This is a genomic window from Brevundimonas sp. CEF1, from assembly GCF_051353055.1.
Classification (GTDB): Bacteria; Pseudomonadota; Alphaproteobacteria; order Caulobacterales; family Caulobacteraceae; genus Brevundimonas.
In genome coordinates this window covers 60,115-75,332 of record NZ_CP195593.1, presented here as the reverse complement: position 1 = coordinate 75,332, position 15,218 = coordinate 60,115, and the positions used below count along the sequence as shown (strand labels likewise).

At 69.9% G+C, this 15,218-nt stretch carries 18 protein-coding genes; 3 read left to right on the top strand and 15 right to left on the bottom strand.

Annotated features, from left to right (window positions below; translation table 11 throughout):
- Nucleotides 1-31: 31 nt before the first annotated feature.
- From ACR9FL_RS00375 to ACR9FL_RS00340, 8 genes are all read right to left on the bottom strand, one after another.
- On the bottom strand, nt 32-586 hold the full coding sequence (locus ACR9FL_RS00375; RefSeq protein WP_436356684.1) for a hypothetical protein: 555 nt from the start codon (nt 584-586) through the stop codon (nt 32-34).
- The gene (locus tag ACR9FL_RS00370) at nt 583-1,047 is read right to left on the bottom strand and encodes a translation initiation factor 2 (protein ID WP_436356683.1); all 465 of its coding nucleotides are present in this window, start codon (nt 1,045-1,047) and stop codon (nt 583-585) included. The genes ACR9FL_RS00375 and ACR9FL_RS00370 overlap by 4 nt, the downstream gene beginning before the upstream one ends.
- 118 nt (nt 1,048-1,165) lie before the next feature.
- Nucleotides 1,166-1,762 (bottom strand): glutathione S-transferase N-terminal domain-containing protein, encoded by a 597-nt coding sequence (locus ACR9FL_RS00365; RefSeq protein WP_436356682.1) that lies wholly within the window; start codon nt 1,760-1,762, stop codon nt 1,166-1,168.
- A 4-nt stretch (nt 1,763-1,766) separates the two neighbouring features.
- Entirely contained in the window at nt 1,767-2,630 is an 864-nt protein-coding gene (locus tag ACR9FL_RS00360; protein WP_436356681.1) for an alpha/beta hydrolase family protein, read from the bottom strand.
- A 58-nt stretch (nt 2,631-2,688) separates the two neighbouring features.
- Nucleotides 2,689-3,822, bottom strand: a complete 1,134-nt coding sequence (ispG, locus tag ACR9FL_RS00355) for a flavodoxin-dependent (E)-4-hydroxy-3-methylbut-2-enyl-diphosphate synthase (RefSeq protein WP_436356680.1) — start codon at nt 3,820-3,822, stop codon at nt 2,689-2,691.
- 64 nt (nt 3,823-3,886) lie between these two features.
- The gene (locus tag ACR9FL_RS00350; protein ID WP_296176758.1) at nt 3,887-4,936 is read right to left on the bottom strand and encodes a helix-turn-helix domain-containing protein; all 1,050 of its coding nucleotides are present in this window, start codon (nt 4,934-4,936) and stop codon (nt 3,887-3,889) included.
- Between the two features lie 97 nt (nt 4,937-5,033).
- Nucleotides 5,034-7,301: a phosphoenolpyruvate--protein phosphotransferase gene (ptsP, locus tag ACR9FL_RS00345; RefSeq protein ID WP_297934946.1), complete on the bottom strand. Its 2,268-nt coding sequence runs from the start codon at nt 7,299-7,301 to the stop codon at nt 5,034-5,036.
- A gap of 53 nt (nt 7,302-7,354) precedes the next feature.
- Nucleotides 7,355-8,629, bottom strand: coding sequence for an aspartate kinase (locus ACR9FL_RS00340; protein ID WP_296176212.1), 1,275 nt, complete (start codon nt 8,627-8,629; stop codon nt 7,355-7,357).
- Between the two features lie 56 nt (nt 8,630-8,685).
- Between ACR9FL_RS00340 and ubiG the strand changes: the two genes are divergently transcribed.
- Both ubiG and ACR9FL_RS00330 read left to right on the top strand, forming a co-directional pair.
- Nucleotides 8,686-9,504: a bifunctional 2-polyprenyl-6-hydroxyphenol methylase/3-demethylubiquinol 3-O-methyltransferase UbiG gene (gene ubiG / locus ACR9FL_RS00335; protein ID WP_436356678.1), complete on the top strand. Its 819-nt coding sequence runs from the start codon at nt 8,686-8,688 to the stop codon at nt 9,502-9,504.
- Nucleotides 9,501-10,046, top strand: a complete 546-nt coding sequence (locus ACR9FL_RS00330; protein WP_436356676.1) for an AAA family ATPase — start codon at nt 9,501-9,503, stop codon at nt 10,044-10,046. Before ubiG ends, ACR9FL_RS00330 begins: the two co-directional genes overlap by 4 nt.
- Here ACR9FL_RS00330 and ACR9FL_RS00325 read toward each other — a convergent pair.
- Genes ACR9FL_RS00325 through ACR9FL_RS00295 form a run of 7 tightly spaced genes read right to left on the bottom strand, consistent with a single transcriptional unit; the run spans nt 10,033 to nt 14,222 of the window.
- A complete protein-coding gene (locus ACR9FL_RS00325; RefSeq protein ID WP_297934942.1) occupies nt 10,033-10,509 on the bottom strand; it encodes a GNAT family N-acetyltransferase in 477 nt (158 codons plus the stop codon). The genes ACR9FL_RS00330 and ACR9FL_RS00325 overlap by 14 nt on opposite strands.
- A gap of 26 nt (nt 10,510-10,535) precedes the next feature.
- Nucleotides 10,536-10,997, bottom strand: a complete 462-nt coding sequence (locus ACR9FL_RS00320) for a DUF6265 family protein (protein WP_436356675.1) — start codon at nt 10,995-10,997, stop codon at nt 10,536-10,538.
- A gap of 36 nt (nt 10,998-11,033) precedes the next feature.
- Nucleotides 11,034-11,849, bottom strand: coding sequence for an AraC family transcriptional regulator (locus tag ACR9FL_RS00315; protein WP_436356674.1), 816 nt, complete (start codon nt 11,847-11,849; stop codon nt 11,034-11,036).
- A 6-nt stretch (nt 11,850-11,855) separates the two neighbouring features.
- Nucleotides 11,856-12,290, bottom strand: a complete 435-nt coding sequence (locus tag ACR9FL_RS00310) for a DUF1178 family protein (protein ID WP_436356672.1) — start codon at nt 12,288-12,290, stop codon at nt 11,856-11,858.
- On the bottom strand, nt 12,287-13,126 hold the full coding sequence (locus ACR9FL_RS00305; protein WP_436356671.1) for a carbon-nitrogen hydrolase family protein: 840 nt from the start codon (nt 13,124-13,126) through the stop codon (nt 12,287-12,289). Before ACR9FL_RS00305 ends, ACR9FL_RS00310 begins: the two co-directional genes overlap by 4 nt.
- The gene (gene grxC, locus ACR9FL_RS00300) at nt 13,126-13,383 is read right to left on the bottom strand and encodes a glutaredoxin 3 (RefSeq protein WP_436356670.1); all 258 of its coding nucleotides are present in this window, start codon (nt 13,381-13,383) and stop codon (nt 13,126-13,128) included. Before grxC ends, ACR9FL_RS00305 begins: the two co-directional genes overlap by 1 nt.
- Nucleotides 13,384-13,415: 32 nt before the next feature.
- On the bottom strand, nt 13,416-14,222 hold the full coding sequence (locus ACR9FL_RS00295) for a ComF family protein (protein ID WP_436356669.1): 807 nt from the start codon (nt 14,220-14,222) through the stop codon (nt 13,416-13,418).
- Between ACR9FL_RS00295 and ACR9FL_RS00290 the strand changes: the two genes are divergently transcribed.
- Nucleotides 14,221-15,108: a methyltransferase domain-containing protein gene (locus tag ACR9FL_RS00290; protein WP_436356668.1), complete on the top strand. Its 888-nt coding sequence runs from the start codon at nt 14,221-14,223 to the stop codon at nt 15,106-15,108. The genes ACR9FL_RS00295 and ACR9FL_RS00290 overlap by 2 nt on opposite strands.
- Nucleotides 15,109-15,218: the final 110 nt, after the last annotated feature.

Here is a 15,218-nt window from a genome sequence, read left to right as displayed (position 1 = left end):
CGTCCCGCCCCCTGCCTGCCGTTTCGACCGATCAGCGCGCGACGTGAGCGCGGAAGCGTTCGATGAAGGCCTTGATGTTCTCGCGGATGGCGTACTCGTTGGCGAGGCGCAAACGTTCGGTGGCCATCAGGGACTCGCCCATCTTGGCGGTGCCGGTCGCCGCCACCGTCTCGTCGAACACCAGGCGCCCCGAGGCGTCGGTCACCGAGTAGCGCACACGGCTGGTCACCGACAGGTCCAGGCCGGCCAGGGGCTGCTTCAGTTCAAGCATGGCCGCCGTCAGCGACAGGGGCGCGCTGTCCGTCGCGCCTAGATAACCCGTCGCCTTGAGCGAGGCTTCCAGGGCCTGACGGAAGTCGCCGCTGGCGACCTCGGACCACAGCAGGGGGTTGGTCTCGGTGCCGCCCGAGACATTGACGATCTTCACCGCCTGATAGCCGACGTCGCCGGCCTTGGCCGCGGTCACGCTCGACGGCAGGACGGTCATGGCCTCGGGACGGGCGGCCGAGGCGCAGGCGCCCAGCGACAGCAGCCCCAGGGAAACGGCGACGACGGCGGCGCGACGGATCACGACGGCGCGGCTCACGGCTGGGCCTGCGGAGCGGGAGCGGCGGGAGCGGCGGCTTGGGCCGTCGCCGCACCTTCGGCTTCCAGCGTCACGATCAGCGGGTTCGGCGTCAGATCGTTCAGAGCGCCCGAGGTGGCGTCCACGCCCGCGCCGATCAGCCCGCCGACCAGGATGTTTCCGGCCAGAGCCGCCCCGCCGCCGCCGGACATGCCGCTCTCGATCGAATGGGTCTGCGCCACATAGCCCTCGCGCGTGATGGTCACGGTGAAGGCGTCCTTGCGCGGCATGCGGAAGGTGCAGGGCGTGGCCTCGCACGAGAAGCCGTTCGAGGTCGAGGCGCGCGCGCCGGGCGGGCTGCTCTCGATGACGAATTCCTGGGTGGTGCCGCGCGTGATGGTGGCGCAGGCCGGCAGGCTGACGCTCAAGCCCGCGAGCGTCAGCGCTTGCACGGCCAGCCGTGCATGGCGTTTGGAAATCATGACGATCCCTAAGAGGATACGGTCCAGCCCCCCCGGCTGGCCTGCCTCATGTCTGGCATCACGTCGTTCGACCGTCAATCACGAACGCGTGACATCCACAGCCGTCTGCGGCGGCGGTTCAGACCGGGACGGTCGCCTGGAAACTGGGCCTTTGTTCCAGCGCGGCCTGCAGGGCGACCAGCTTGGGGCGGCCGGTCTTCCAGTCGTAGTCGGGATGACGGAAGCTGATCCAGCTGACGGCGATCCCGGCGCTCAGCACGCCCATGTTGAAATCCTCGGCGTCGGGCGCAGCGGCTTCCAGCGCATCCAGAGCGCGCCCCATGTTGAAGGTCCACCGCTCCATCCACGACGGCGAGCGCTCGTGCTCGGGACGGCGCTTCTCCAGCACCAGCTTGACGCCCATCTCCAGCGTGGCGTTGGCCAGGGTCTCCAGACGCTTGACGCGCAGCCGCTCGGGTCCTTCGGCGGGCAGAAGGCGCGGGCCGGCCCCAAGGACGTCCAGGTATTCGGCGATCACCGGGCTGTCGGTCAGCGGCAGGCCGTCCTCAGCCACCAGGGTCGGAACCTGCACCACCGGATTGGTCGTCAGCAGTTCCGGCGCATTGGCGTAGGGATCGACCGCGATCTCCTCGATCCGCTCGGACAGGCCCTTTTCGCGGGCGACGATGCGGACCTTGCGCGCAAAGGGCGACGGGGTGGTGATGTAGAGCTTCATGATCTCAGCGCCGTTCAATGGTCACGCCCTCGGGCGCGGTCAGAGCATCCAGTCGGGCCTGCGCGGCCGCATCGCCCAGAGCATGGGCGCGCATGAAATCAACGGTCGTGGCGGCCATCAGTTCGAAGTCGGCGGGGTCGGCCTTGCCGATGAAGCCATGGTCGCCGCCCGCGAAGGTCATCAGCATCTTGTCGCCGGCCGGACTGGCGTCGAACGCCGCCCGGTGGTCGCGGGGGTCGGTGACGAAACCCTGCACCAGATCGGCGTCGCCCGTGACGATCAGCACCGGCGCGGCGACCGTGGCGTAGGTCGAGGGGCTGACCAGACCCGGCACGACGCCGGGCGTGGAGATGGCGATCACCGCCTTGACCGCCGGGTCGCCCAGCGGCCCCGCGACGCTGACCGCGCCCGCCGCCATCAGCGAGTTGAACGAGCCGAAGGAGTGACCGGCCGCGATCATGGGCTTGCCCGGATGGCTGGCCTGGGCATAGCCGCGCACCACCGCATGATCGACGATCCGGGTCATGACGAAGCTGCGCTGGTCGCCCTCGGCGTGGCGAGGATGCTGCAGCGAATCCGTATGCATCGGCGCGATGACGGTGAAGCCGTGATCGGTCCAGTATTTGATGATGCGATGATAGCGCGCCGGGTCGCTGTTCCAGCCGTGGCTGAAGACGATCACCGCCTGCTCATCCTTCGCCGACCAGGCGCTGACGTCGATGGCGCGGCCGTCCGGCGCCGACAGGGCGACATGGGTCGCAGGGGTTGCGGACGACGCCGCCGCGACCGCCTGCGCCAGGACCGGGCCCGCAGCCATGCCCCCGAGCGAAAGAGCCAAGACAGACGCCAGCGCGATGCGACGGATCATGATGTTCCCCAACCCAGTGTCCGGTCTGACTAGCCCAGCCGTCCGGAGCGGAACAGGGCTATTCCGCCGCCTTGCGCGCGGCGTCCAGTTCGGCGGCCTTCTGCTCGACCAGTTCGACGATGTGGTCGATCATGCCCTCATTGGCCTGCTTGCCGGCGATCTTGCCGTTCAGATAGACCATGCCCGCGCCCTTGCCGCCGCCGGTGAAGCCGACGTCGGTATAGAGGGCCTCGCCCGGGCCGTTGACGACGCAGCCGATGATCGACAGCGACATGGCCGTCGAGACGTGGGCCAGCTTCTCTTCCAGGATGGCCACCGTCTCGATGACGTTAAAACCCTGACGCGCACAGGACGGGCAGGCGACGATGTTCACCCCCCGGTGACGCAAGCCCAGCGACTTGAGAATGTCGAAGCCGACCTTGATCTCCTCGACCGGGTCGGCGGCCAGCGACACGCGGATGGTGTCGCCGATGCCCGCCCACAGCATGTTCCCCATGCCGATGGCCGACTTGATGGTGCCGGTGCGCAAGGGACCGGCCTCGGTGACGCCGAGGTGCAGCGGGCAGTCGATGGCCTCGGCCAACTGCTGATAGGCGGCCACCGTCAGGAAGGGGTCGGAGGCCTTCACCGAGATCTTGAACTCGTGGAAGTCCAGGTCCTGCAGGATGCGGGCGTGGTTCAAGGCGCTTTCGACCATCGCATCAGGACAGGGCTCGCCGTATTTTTCCAGCAGCTCCTTCTCCAGCGAGCCGGCGTTGACGCCGATGCGCATGGAGCAGCCGTGGTCGCGGGCGGCCTGGACGACCTCCTTGACCCGGTCGATGGAGCCGATGTTGCCGGGGTTGATGCGCAGGCAGGCGGCGCCCGCCTGGGCCGCCTCGATGCCGCGCTTGTAGTGGAAGTGGATGTCAGCCACGAGCGGCACGCGAGCTTCGCGGGCAATGGTCCTGAACGCCGCCGTCGACTCCTCGTCCGGACAGGAGACGCGGACGATGTCGGCCCCGGCCTCTTCCAGCTGACGGATCTGCTCCAGCGTCGCCGCCGCGTCGGTCGTGGGCGTATTGGTCATCGACTGGACGCTGATCGGGGCGTCGCCGCCGACCGCGACCGAGCCCACCATGATCTGGCGGCTCTTGCGGCGCTCGATGTGGCGCCAGGGACGGATGTGGCCGAGTTCGGAATGGTCGCTCATGTCGCGCGGAACATAGGCGAGGAACGACGGCAAAACCACGACATCAGTCGCGGCCCGCGACGATTCATCCCGCGGGCGGGACCGCAGGGGCGGCGGGCGGCGGCGCGGCGGCGAGAGCGGCGGCGGCCTGGGCGGCGCGCGCGCGGGCCTGGGCTTCGGCGGCGGCGGCGGCGCGGGCCTCCGACTGGCGAGCCTCGGCCTGGGCGCGATTGTTCAGCGTCCCAAGCGGCGACTGGGGCGCAGGCAGGGCGCCGCTGTGCTCGCCGTTCAGATAGACGTCAAAGGCGGTCGGGTCCGACACGTCCACCGTGGCCGAGACGTTCGGCGGCGCGCGCCAGGCCTCGCCCGCCCCCAGTTGACGCGCGAACAGGATACGGCCATCGCCCTGACGCACGACCAGGGTGGCGGGTTTGCGGGCCTGGAGAGTGACCACGGAGGTCGTGGCCGAGGCGCCATAGACGGCGCCGCGCGGGTTGAAGGCGGCCTGAACCGGGGGCGCGGGCGGCGCCACGGCGTTGGGATCGTCGGGATCGACACCCGTCAGCTGAGCTTCCAATCCTGGCGTGATGTAGAGGGCCGGGGTCGTCTGGTCCGGCGGGGCGGCGCGCGGCGCGCCCAGATAGAGGGCGCGTTCGACCTCGGAGTCAGCCTCCTTGGCCCAGTTCTTGGGCACGGCGACCAGATCGGACGGATGCGGCGGCTCGATGCGGACGACGCGCTGGAAAACGTTCCAGCCGACCACGGCCACAATCAGCACGCCGAGCGCCGCCAGGATCTTGGGCGAGGTGCGGCGCATCTGCTGCAGGGCGGCGCCGGTCGGGGCCTGCAGCGGCACGGCGGCTTCGGGGAACTCGCGCTTGAAGCGCTCGACGGCGGTCAGCTCATCCAGACCGAGCGCCCCAGCGTAGGCGCGGACATAGCCCATGGAGAAGATGCGCGACGGCAGGACCGAGAACTCGTTCTGTTCCAGCGCCGTCAGATAACGCGGATGCACCCGCGTCATGGTCGACAGCTGGGCCATGGAGCGGCCCGAGGCGAGACGGGCCGCGCGCAGGGCCTCGCCCAGCGTCTCGGCGTCCTCGAGGGACGGCGCGTCCTGCCGATCCTGATCCATGCGGGGTTCCGTGCGTGCGGGCGCGAACACGCCCTCCCCTTCGCTTAGACGAGGCGCCTCATGCGGGCAACGCGGGAAAAGCGGCCCCGCTTGGTTCTCAGACCGAAACGTTCAACTTGCGCGCCAAAGACTCGATCTCGCCGCGCACCGACCCGGCCGAGGAGCCGAGCAGGACGGCCATGCCGCGACGCGCCGCCGGCAGGTCCGCCGACAGGATCATGCGCTTGACCGGCCCCACCCCGCCCGCCGGCGCCGACAGGCGGGTGTAGCCCAGGGTGATCAGGGCGAAGGCCTCCAGCGGACGCCCGGCCAGTTCGCCGCAGACCGAGACCGGGGTGGCGCTGTCGGCGCACTTCTGCTGGATCTCGGCCAGGGCCCGCAGGGCCGGCGGCGACAGGGGATCATAGCGGTCCGAGACCAGGGGATTGGTCCGGTCGGCGGCGAACATGTACTGCAGCAGGTCGTTGGTGCCGATGGAGACGAAGTCGGTCAGGGGCAGCAGGGCGTCCAGGTGCCACAGCAGGCTGGGGCATTCGACCATGGCCCCGACGCGCAGCAGGGACGGCAGGGGTCGCCCGCGACGCCGCGCCCAGTCGCACTCGACATCGACCAGTTCGCGCGCGGCGCGGAACTCGTCCACCGTGGCGATCATGGGGAACATGACGCGCAGCTCGCGTCCGGCGGCGGCGGCCAGCAGGGCGCGCACCTGCATCCGCAGCAGGGCCGGACGGTCCAGCCCCAGTCGGATGGCGCGACGGCCCAAGGCCGGGTTCTCCTCCCGCTCGTTCTCCAGATAGGGCAGGACCTTGTCGCCGCCGATGTCCAGGGTGCGGAAGGTGACGGGCCGGTCGCCCGCCGCGTCCAGCACCAGCTTGTAGAGCGCCGTCTGTGCGTCCAGGCGCGGCAGTTCGTCCGAGACCATGAACTGGAACTCGGTGCGGAACAGGCCAATGCCCTCGGCCCCGGTCATGTCGAGGTTTTCCAGGTCCACGGCCAGACCGGCGTTGGTCAGGACCGTGACCCGCGTGCCGTCCTTGGTGACCGCGGGCTTGTCGCGCAGCAGGTCGAACTCGGCGCGACGCTGCTCGCGCACGGCCATTCGGGTCTGGACCGCCGCCAGCATGTCCGGACGCGGGCGCAGATAGGCCTCGCCCGTCTCGCCGTCGACGATGACCTGATCGCCCTCGGACAGGCGGTCGCGCAGGCCTTGCAGACGCCCGACGCAGGGGATTTGCAGGGCCCGCGCCACGATGGCGGCGTGGCTGGCGGCCGAGCCTTCTTCCAGCAGCAGACCGCGCAGCTTGTGGCGCGGATATTCCAGCAGGTCGGCGGGGCCAAGGTTGCGGGCCACCAGGATGGCGTCGTCAGGCAGGTCGCGCTGGCCGGGATTGTCGCCCGCCAGAACCCGCAGCAGGCGGTTGGCCAGGTCCTCGAAGTCGTGCAGCCGCTCGCGGATATAGGGGTCGCGGGCCTTGGCGAAGCGGGCGCGATGCTCATTGCGCACCCGGTCCACGGCGGCCTCGGCGGTCAGGCCCGAGCGCACCGCCTCTTCCAGCGACCGGTTCCAGCCCCGGTCGTCAGCGAACATGCGATAGGTTTCCAGCACCTCGAACGAGGTCCCGCCCAGCTTGCTCTGGCCGCCTTCCAGCATGTCGTCGATGCCGGCTTTCAGCGCCGACAGGGCTTCGGCCAGGCGCCGCTCCTCGGCGGCGGGGTTGTCGGACAGCAGTTGCTCGGGGGCCAGGGGCGCCTCGTGCTGAACGACCACGCCATAGGCCAGGCCTTCGGCGAACTTCTGGCCCTTCAGCCGTTCGGGACGGTGGGGCGCCACCTCGACGTCGCGCAGTTCGTCCTGAGCCAGCAGTTCGCCCGAGGCGACCGTCTCGGCCAGGACCATGGCGATGGTCTGGATGTCCTCGACCTCTTCCTCGTCATAGCGACGGGCGGCGCGGTTCTGGACGACCAGGACGCCGATGGCCCGGCCGCCACGCAGCAGAGGCGCGCCGAGGAAGGCGTGGAAGGGGTCTTCGCCTGTTTCCGGGCGATAGGAGAAGCTGGGGTGGGACGGGGCGTCCGACAGGCTGATCGGCTGGGCCAGTCGGGCCACCTCGCCGACCAGGCCCTCGCCCGGCCGCAGCCGGGTGTTGTGCACGGCCTCAGGGTTCAGGCCCTGGGTGGCGAACAGCTCCAGTTCGCCCGAGGCGCGGCGCAGATAGATGGAGCAAACCTCGGCGACCATGGACTGGGCGATGGTGCGCACCACCATGTCCAAACGGTCCTGCGCCGGACCGCCGCCGGCCATGGCTTCGCGGATCTGGCGCAGGAGGTTGCGAGGCCCCCTCGTCGTCAATCCGCCCTTCACCATGTCGCCTCCCGCCTTGCCGCCCTTCGCTCAGATAGGGCGGCGTTGCTGTTTTCCTATAGGGCGTCCAGCCCGTAGGCCGCGTGCAGCGCCCGAACCGCCAGTTCGGAATAGGCGTCCTCGATCAGGACGCTGATCTTGATTTCCGAGGTCGAGATGGCCTGGAACTTGACGCCCTTGTCGGCCAGGGCCCGGAACATGGTCTGGGCCACGCCCGCGTGGCTGCGCATGCCCACGCCGATGACCGAGATCTTGGCCACGTCGGCGTCGATACGAAGCTCCTCAAAGCCGATCTCGGCCTTGGCGGCGGTCATCATCTCGGCGGCGCGCTGGGCGTCGCGGCGTCCCGTCGTGAAGGTCAGGTTCACCGCGCCCTCGGTGCGGGCCTGACTCTGCACGATCATGTCGACATTGACGTTGGCCTCGGCCAGACGCGTGAAGACGTCGGCGGGGGCGTCGGTGCGGTCCGCCAGACCCAGCAGCGTGATCCGGGCTTCGTCCCGGCTCATGGTCACGCCGGAAACGATGCGCTTTTCCACGATCTCATCCTCGTCACAAATCAGGGTGCCGGCGTTTTCCGGCAGATTTCCATTCTCATCCGGCTCGATGAAGCTGGACAGGACCCGAACCGGGACCTGCTTGGCCATGGCCAGTTCGACCGAGCGGGTCTGCAGCACCTTGGCCCCCAGGGAGGCCATTTCCAGCATCTCCTCGTAGGAGACCTTTTCCAGGCGCCGCGCGCGGCTCTCGATGCGCGGGTCAGTCGTATAGACGCCGTCCACGTCGGTGTAGATATCGCAAGGGGCGCCCAGGGCCGCCGCCACGGCCACGGCCGAGGTGTCGGAGCCGCCGCGGCCGAGCGTGGTGATGCGGCCGTCGCGGGTCACGCCCTGGAAGCCAGGAACCACGGCGATCTGGCCGCTGTCGACGGCGGCGCCCAGGACGTCGCCGGGGACGTCCTCGATGCGGGCGCGACCGTGAGCGTCGTCGGTCAGGATCGGAATCTGCCAGCCCATCCAGCTGCGCGCGTTCAGGCCCATGTTGCGCAGCGTCAGGGCCAGAAGGCCCGACGTCACCTGCTCGCCCGAGGCGACCACCACGTCATATTCGTCGTCCGACAGGGGCAGGCCCGCAGCAGCGGGACCCGCGCCGTCGGTCCAGGCCACCAGCTCATTGGTCTTGCCGGCCATGGCGGACACCACCACGGCGATCTGTTTGCCCTTGGCGGCCTCGGCGGCGATAATTCGCGCCGCACGACGAATACGCTCGAGGTCCCCCATGGAGGTCCCCCCGAACTTCATCACCAGTCGTGTCGTTTCGGGCCGCGTCATCGTGGCGTTTCGTCCCCTGCTTGCATGGGCGGCCAAGGCGGTTCATGCCTGCGGCCATGTCCGCTTCTAACGACAGCCTTGAGCCGCGCAAACCCCAAAGCGAAGAGGGTTTTTCACCCTTTGCAACCGATCGTGCCGAGGGGCCGAGCATCGATCCCGCCGATGTGGCGCGCTTTTCGGCCCAGGCGGCCGAGTGGTGGGACCCGAAAGGGCCGTTCGCGCCCCTGCACCGCTTCAATCCGGCGCGGCTGAAATTCGTCCGCGACCGCGCCGCCGAACACTATGGCCGCGACGTTCGGACGCGCGCGCCCTTCACCGGCCTCAGCCTGATCGACATCGGCTGCGGCGGCGGCCTGATCGCCGAGCCGATGCGGCGCATGGGCTTTAAGGTCACGGCCCTGGACGCCTCGTCCGAAAACATCGGCACGGCCCGCGCCCACGCCGAACAGGTCGGGCTGGACATCATCTATCGCGCCGCCACCGTCGAGCAGATGGTGGAAGCGAATGCGGGTCCCTTCGACGTGGTTCTGACCATGGAGGTGATCGAGCATGTCGCCGATCCCGAAGCCTTCGTCCGCGCCTGCTCGAAACTGATCAAGCCCGGCGGCATGATGGTCGTCGCCACCCTGAACCGCACCCTGAAGGGCCTGTTGCTGGGCAAGTTCGCCGCCGAATATGTGCTGCGCTGGGTCCCCGCCGGCACCCACGACTGGCGCCAGTTCCTCAAGCCCGAGGAGCTGCGCGCCATGCTGGACGGCGAGCCCCTGACCGTCACCGGCCCCTATGGTCTGGCCTATGACCCGCTGAACGACCGCTGGAGCGAGGGCGACGACGTGGGCATCAACTACATGATGATGGCGACGCGGGACGCGTGACCAAGACTCGACGCATCGTCGTCACCGGCGGGCCGGGCTCGGGCAAGACCAGCCTGATCGAGGCCTTGGCGGCGGCGGAGCATGCGACCTCGCCCGAGGTCGGGCGGGCCATCATCCGCCGCCAGCAGGCCATCGATGGAGAGGCCCTGCCCTGGCGCGACCGCGCCCTGTTCGCCGAACTGATGCTGGACCACGAACTGGAGGCTCATGCCCGCGCCGAAGAGGCAACGGGCTCGGTCTTCTTTGATCGCGGCATCCCCGACGTGATCGGCTACCTGACCCTGTGCGGCCTGCCGGTCCCGCCCCACGTTGAACGGGCGGCCCAGCAAGTCCGCTATGACCGGCGCGTCTTCATCGCCCCGGTCTGGCCTGAAATCTTCGAGCAGGACACCGAACGCCGACAGGATCTGGACGAAGCGCAGCAAACCTTCGACGCCATGGCCGAGGTCTATCCGCGCTTCGGCTACGACCTGATCGAACTGCCGAAGGCGCCCGTGGCCGAACGCCTGGCCTTCGTGCTGGAAATGCTCAGAGCGTCCTGATCATGTACCGGGCGTCGTCGCCGTAGCTGGCCAGCTTCTCGGCCATGCCGGGCGGGTTCTGGACGACAAAGCCATTGCGCTCCCAGAAGGCGGTCGCCTCGTTGACCGCGACCAGGGCGATCTCGGGCCAGCCCGCCGCCTTGGCCTGTTCGGCCAGTCGCTCGACGATCGGGCGGGTATGGCCGCCGCCGCGCGTAGCGGGGTGGACGGCCAGGTCGTGCAGATAGATGACCTCGGCGTCCTCGGGAACGGCGCCGATCAGGCTGTCCAGCGGCGGGGCCGCGTTCCGCCGCCAGGGATAGGCCATCAGATAGCCCATGACGGTTCCGGCTTCGTCGGACAGGACGAAGCAGCCCTCGGGCGCCAGTTCCTGCCGCTCGGCGAAGCACTCGCGCGCCTCGAAATGGTCGGGGAAGGACAGGCGGGCGACCGCGACGACGCCGTCGACGTCCTCGGGCGTCATCGGCCGCCATTCTAGCCCCCCATCTTTCAAGTCGGACAGCGGGCGTTCAGTTCCGCCTTGTTGAAGGTCCATTCCACACTCCGGGTCTCATCGTCATCCGCCCCTTCGATGCGGGCGGTCAGCACATCCCCCTCGCGTTGATAGAGGATGCGATGGGGGAAGTCGTTGGCGGGATTGGCGAAAACCACCCGATGCGGCCCGCTCTCGATCAGACGAAACGGGGTGGGTGCAGACCCGCCCGGCTGGGCGACATAGGCCAGACCGCCCTCCGGGACGGGTCCGATGCGAGCGAACTCGAAGCCGCTGCGGCCATTGCGCACAGTCACGGTATGGCCGACCAGAAGCCCCGCGCGCGGGTCGCTCCAGGTCTCCGACGCCTCGCGCCCGCCGGAGCAGTCCAGCCAATAGCCCGCCATCCACGACAGATCGGGGGCGGGCGAGGACGCCTGCATCAGAGCGGCGGCCGAAAGTGCGGTCAGCAAGGCCATCGAAGTCTCCCTCCTCGGTTCGAAAAGGAGCCTAGATCAGTCCGCTCCGTCCCGCTTGTAGGTTTGCGACGCCAGCCGCCGCGCCAGTTCCGCCTGATCGCGCGCCCATTCGGTCGCGGTGCAGCCGAGGAAGCGGCGGAAGTCGCGGGCCATCTGCGGCTGGTCGAAATAGCCGGCGGCCAGACCGGCCTCCAGCCAGGAGGCGGCGTCGGCGTCCGGGCCCGTGGCATGGTCGAAGATGCGGCGGAAGCGGAAGACCGAACGCAGAGTGCGCGGCGCCACGCCGACCCGGTCGCGGAAACGGCGTTGCAGGGCGCGGCGCTCGGCCGGGTTGAGCGCAGGCCCCTCGACGTCGCGCTCGGCGGCGGCGACCTGGGCGCGGACGGCGGGGTCGATGCGCCACCCGGCCGCCTGGCGCTGGCCTTCCAGCCAGTCGGCCAGGGCCGCCGCCTGGGCCGCCGGAGCACCGGACGGGGCCGTGAAGCCGCGCAGTCGCGCGACCAGGTCCAGCCGCAGGTCCGTCGCCTCGATCAACGGACGCCCCAGGAAGTCCCGCGCCCCGTCCGGCTCGAACTTGGCGGCGACGATCTCGACCGGGCCGACGGGACGAATAGCCATGGGTCGGGTCATCTGGCCGGCGAAGATGACCGGCGGCTGGGGCCGAAAGACGCCGTCGTCGCCCTCTTCCTCGTAGGGCGCGGCCAGGTCGATCACCAGTTCGGGGCAGCCGTCCGGGGCGATGCGCTGCACGTCGCCGGTCGGCTTCGGCGCCGCATAGGTCCACAGCACGCGGATGAAGGGACGCAAGGCGGGCGGCGGCGCGAACTCCTCGTAGCGCTCCCCCTCCCCCATCTGCGGTCAGTTCGCCTTCTTGGGGTCGGGCGGCAGGCTGGGCAGGGGCGCGCAGGGCACGCCGTCGTCCTTCAGCTTCTTCACCTCGGCGGGCGTGGCTTCGCCGTAGATCTCGCGCTTCTCGCTGCGACCCTCGTGGATGTCGCGGGCCTCGCGGGCGAAGGCGTCGCCGACATAGTCGAAATTCTGCTCGACGTGATCGCGCACCTCGCGCGCCGCCTGCATCATCATGGACTGCACCTGCTTCATGGCGTCCGGCGAAGGCGCGGTCTTCTTCGTGCCCGCGACGGACGGGGCCATGACCTGCTTGCGCACGCCGGTCGAGCCGCAGAAGGGGCATTCGACCAGCCCACGCGCGGCTTGATCGTCATAGTCGGTCGAGGAGGCGAACCAGGCCTCGAAGCCGTGGTCGTGGTCGCAGGACAGGGCGTAGCGGATCATTGCGGCGGATCGAATTCGCGGTCGTGGCGCAGGGCCGGGATCGAGGCGCGCGCCCGGTCCACGGCGCTCAGGTCCAGCGTCGCGTGCAGGACGCCGGGCTCGTCGTGGTCGGCGCGGGCGATGACCTCGCCCCAGGGGCCGATGACCAGGGAACGGCCCCAGGTCTGACGGCCGTCCTCGTGGGTTCCACCCTGGGCCGGGGCCAGGACGAAGGCGCCGGTCTCGATGGCGCGGGCGCGCAGCAAGGTCTCCCAGTGAGCCTCGCCGGTCGGGCGGGTGAAGGCGGCGGGCACGGCGATCATGGCCGCCCCGGCCTGGGCCAGCTGGCGGTGCAGATGGGGGAAACGCACGTCGTAGCAGATGCTTAGACCCAGACCGCCCCAGGGCGTCTCGGCCAGACGCGCGGCCTCGCCGGGCCGCACCGAGGCGCTCTCGCGATAGGTCTCGCCGTTGGCCAGATCGACGTCGAAGACGTGCAGCTTGTCATAGCGGGCCGTGATCGCCCCGGTCGGGTCGATCAGCAGGGAGCGGTTGGCGGCGCGGGCGTCGCCGGGCGCATCCGAGCGCACGATGGCCGAGCCGATCAGCAGCCAGACGCCCAGTTCCGCCGCCAGGGCGCGAAGGCCCAGAACCGCCGCATCGGCGTCCTCGCTCGACAGGGCGGCGTCGCGCAAGGCTCGGCGCTGCTCGAGGAAGTTGGTCCCCTCGGGCGTCAGGATCAGCTTCGCCCCGCCCGCCGCCGCCTCGCGGATCAGCGGCTCGACATGGGCCAGCCCCGCAGCCGCCGTCGCCGGCGTCCGCGTCTGGATCAGCGCAATGGCGAGCCGGTCGTCCATCAGGCCGCCAGCAGGGGGTCCAGACCGCCCTTGCGGTCCAGGGTGTGGATGTCGTCCGAGCCGCCGACGTGCTGACCGTTGATGAAGATCTGCGGGAAGGTGGCCTTGCCGCCCGAACGCGCGACCATCTCGGCCTTCTTTTCCGGGTCGTTCGAGGCGACGATCTCGGTGAACTCTGCGCCCTTGCGGGTCAGCAGGCCCATGGCGGCGACGCAATAGGGGCAACCGGGCTTGGTGTAGATGACGACTTCGGCCAACTCAGGAACTCCTTGAACTGCAGGCTAGCCCCCTACTTAGGCGGTTCGCGCGCGGTTCGCACCCTCGCGATGACGGCCAGGTCCACGGCGCGGGCCCCGGCCTGCATCAGAACCCGCGCGCAGGCCTCGGCCGTGGCCCCGGTCGTCAGCACGTCGTCGATCAGCAGGATGCGCCGCCCCTTGATGCTGCGACGCCCGGCCTCGGTGACGGCAAAGGCCGATTTGACGTTCAAACGCCGTCCGCGCGCCGACTTGCCGCCCTGGCTGTCGGTCGGAGCGCTGCGGATCAGGGCGTCGGGCAGGTAGTCGAGACCGGCGGTGCGGGCCAGAGGCCGCGCCACCTCGGCCGCCTGATTGAAGCGCCGGGCCAGCAGGCGGCTACGGTGCAGGGGCACAGGGAGCACCGCATCGGCCTCGGCCACGACGTCGGCGGCCGAGCGAGCGATCCAGCGGGCGAACAGGGGCGCGAACTGCTGCTGGTCGCCGTGTTTGAATTTCAGGATAAGGCCGCGCGAGGCCTCGTCATAGACGCAGGCCGCCCGCGCCCGGGCGAAGGCGTAGGGCTGGACCTGACAGGCCAGACAGCGGTCGGAGGCGAAGTCGCCGCCGTCATACTCGAACGCCGCGCCGCAGCCGTCGCAGACGGGGGCTTCAAGGAAAACCACCCGGCTCCAGGCGTCGGGCGTCAGGCCCGCCGAGGCCGTGGCGGCTCGGCTGTCGTGGGCCATGGGCGGCAGCAGAATATCCAGCAGGCCGCGCCCCGCATCGCGCGTGCGGGATGCTATAGGCGCCGCCACGCCTTTTAATCGACCTCTCCAGCCCCCATCCTGAACCGACATGAGCGCCCCCTCCTCCGGTCCCCCGATCATCTTCGACGCCGCCCGCCGCGCCGCGCGCCTGAGCCGCGCCGCCCGACGCTTCCCCGACGCCGACTTCCTGCACGTCCGCGCCGCAGAGAATGCGGTGAACAGCCTGGAAGTGATCCTGCGCGAGTTTCAGGCCCCCGTCGACCTGTCGCCCCATCCCGGCGTCTTCGCCCAGGCCGTCGCCGACAGTTCGGCGCGCGAGCGGGTGGGCGAGGTGCACGCCGTGGGCTCGGTTTCAGAGCGCGCCGCGCCGGGGGCCGGGCCTCTGGGAATGGAGGACCAGTCGGCGGACCTGATCGTCAACCTGCTGGGCCTGCACTGGGCCAACGACCTGCCCGGCGCCCTGGCCCAGATCCGGCGGGCGCTGAAGCCCGACGGCCTGTTCGTGGCCAGCCTGTTCGGGGCGGCGACGCTGAAAGAGCTGCGCGGCGTGCTGACCGAGGCCGAGCTGGAGGTGAACGGCGGCGCCCAGGCGCGCGTTTCGCCCTTCGCCGACGGCTTCGACGGGGCGGGCCTGCTGCAGCGGGCGGGCTTCGCCCTGCCAGTGTCGGACGTGGACCGGGTGACGGTGCGCTATAATGATCCCTTCGCCCTGATGCGCGACCTGCGCGCCATGGGCGAGACCAATGTGCTGGCCGGACCGATCCGGCCGCTGAGCCGGGCTGTGCTGGCCCGCGCCGCGCAGCTCTACGCCGAACGTCACGCCGAGGCGGACGGGCGCATTCCGGCGACCTTCGAGATGGTGCATCTGGCCGGCTGGGCCCCGCACGAGAGCCAGCAGAAACCGGCCCGACGCGGCTCGGCCAAGACGCGGCTGGCCGATGCGCTCGGGGTCAGAGAGCAGACGGGCGAAGGCTGACCGTCATCCCGGAAGCGGCGCAGCCGCTATCCGGGACCGCCAGAAACGGCGGCGTGTGCGGCGGTCCCGGCTCTTCGCCCCTCTGCGAGAGGCTCTGCCGGGATGACGAC

Bases quoted from the DNA above. Each gene is read 5' to 3' on its own strand.
- ACR9FL_RS00365 (WP_436356682.1), bottom strand. From the start codon at position 1,762: ATGAAGCTCTACATCACCACCCCGTCGCCCTTTGCGCGCAAGGTCCGC.
- ACR9FL_RS00305 (WP_436356671.1), bottom strand. From the start codon at position 13,126: ATGGACGACCGGCTCGCCATTGCGCTGATCCAGACGCGGACGCCGGCG.
- ACR9FL_RS00310 (WP_436356672.1), bottom strand. From the start codon at position 12,290: ATGATCCGCTACGCCCTGTCCTGCGACCACGACCACGGCTTCGAGGCC.
- ispG (WP_436356680.1), bottom strand. From the start codon at position 3,822: ATGAGCGACCATTCCGAACTCGGCCACATCCGTCCCTGGCGCCACATC.
- ACR9FL_RS00320 (WP_436356675.1), bottom strand. From the start codon at position 10,997: ATGGCCTTGCTGACCGCACTTTCGGCCGCCGCTCTGATGCAGGCGTCC.
- ACR9FL_RS00325 (WP_297934942.1), bottom strand. From the start codon at position 10,509: ATGACGCCCGAGGACGTCGACGGCGTCGTCGCGGTCGCCCGCCTGTCC.
- ACR9FL_RS00340 (WP_296176212.1), bottom strand. From the start codon at position 8,629: ATGACGCGGCCCGAAACGACACGACTGGTGATGAAGTTCGGGGGGACC.
- ACR9FL_RS00315 (WP_436356674.1), bottom strand. From the start codon at position 11,849: ATGGGGGAGGGGGAGCGCTACGAGGAGTTCGCGCCGCCGCCCGCCTTG.
- ACR9FL_RS00360 (WP_436356681.1), bottom strand. From the start codon at position 2,630: ATGATCCGTCGCATCGCGCTGGCGTCTGTCTTGGCTCTTTCGCTCGGG.
- ACR9FL_RS00295 (WP_436356669.1), bottom strand. From the start codon at position 14,222: ATGTCGGTTCAGGATGGGGGCTGGAGAGGTCGATTAAAAGGCGTGGCG.
- ACR9FL_RS00290 (WP_436356668.1), top strand. From the start codon at position 14,221: ATGAGCGCCCCCTCCTCCGGTCCCCCGATCATCTTCGACGCCGCCCGC.
- ubiG (WP_436356678.1), top strand. From the start codon at position 8,686: ATGTCCGCTTCTAACGACAGCCTTGAGCCGCGCAAACCCCAAAGCGAA.
- ptsP (WP_297934946.1), bottom strand. From the start codon at position 7,301: ATGGTGAAGGGCGGATTGACGACGAGGGGGCCTCGCAACCTCCTGCGC.
- ACR9FL_RS00350 (WP_296176758.1), bottom strand. From the start codon at position 4,936: ATGGATCAGGATCGGCAGGACGCGCCGTCCCTCGAGGACGCCGAGACG.
- ACR9FL_RS00370 (WP_436356683.1), bottom strand. From the start codon at position 1,047: ATGATTTCCAAACGCCATGCACGGCTGGCCGTGCAAGCGCTGACGCTC.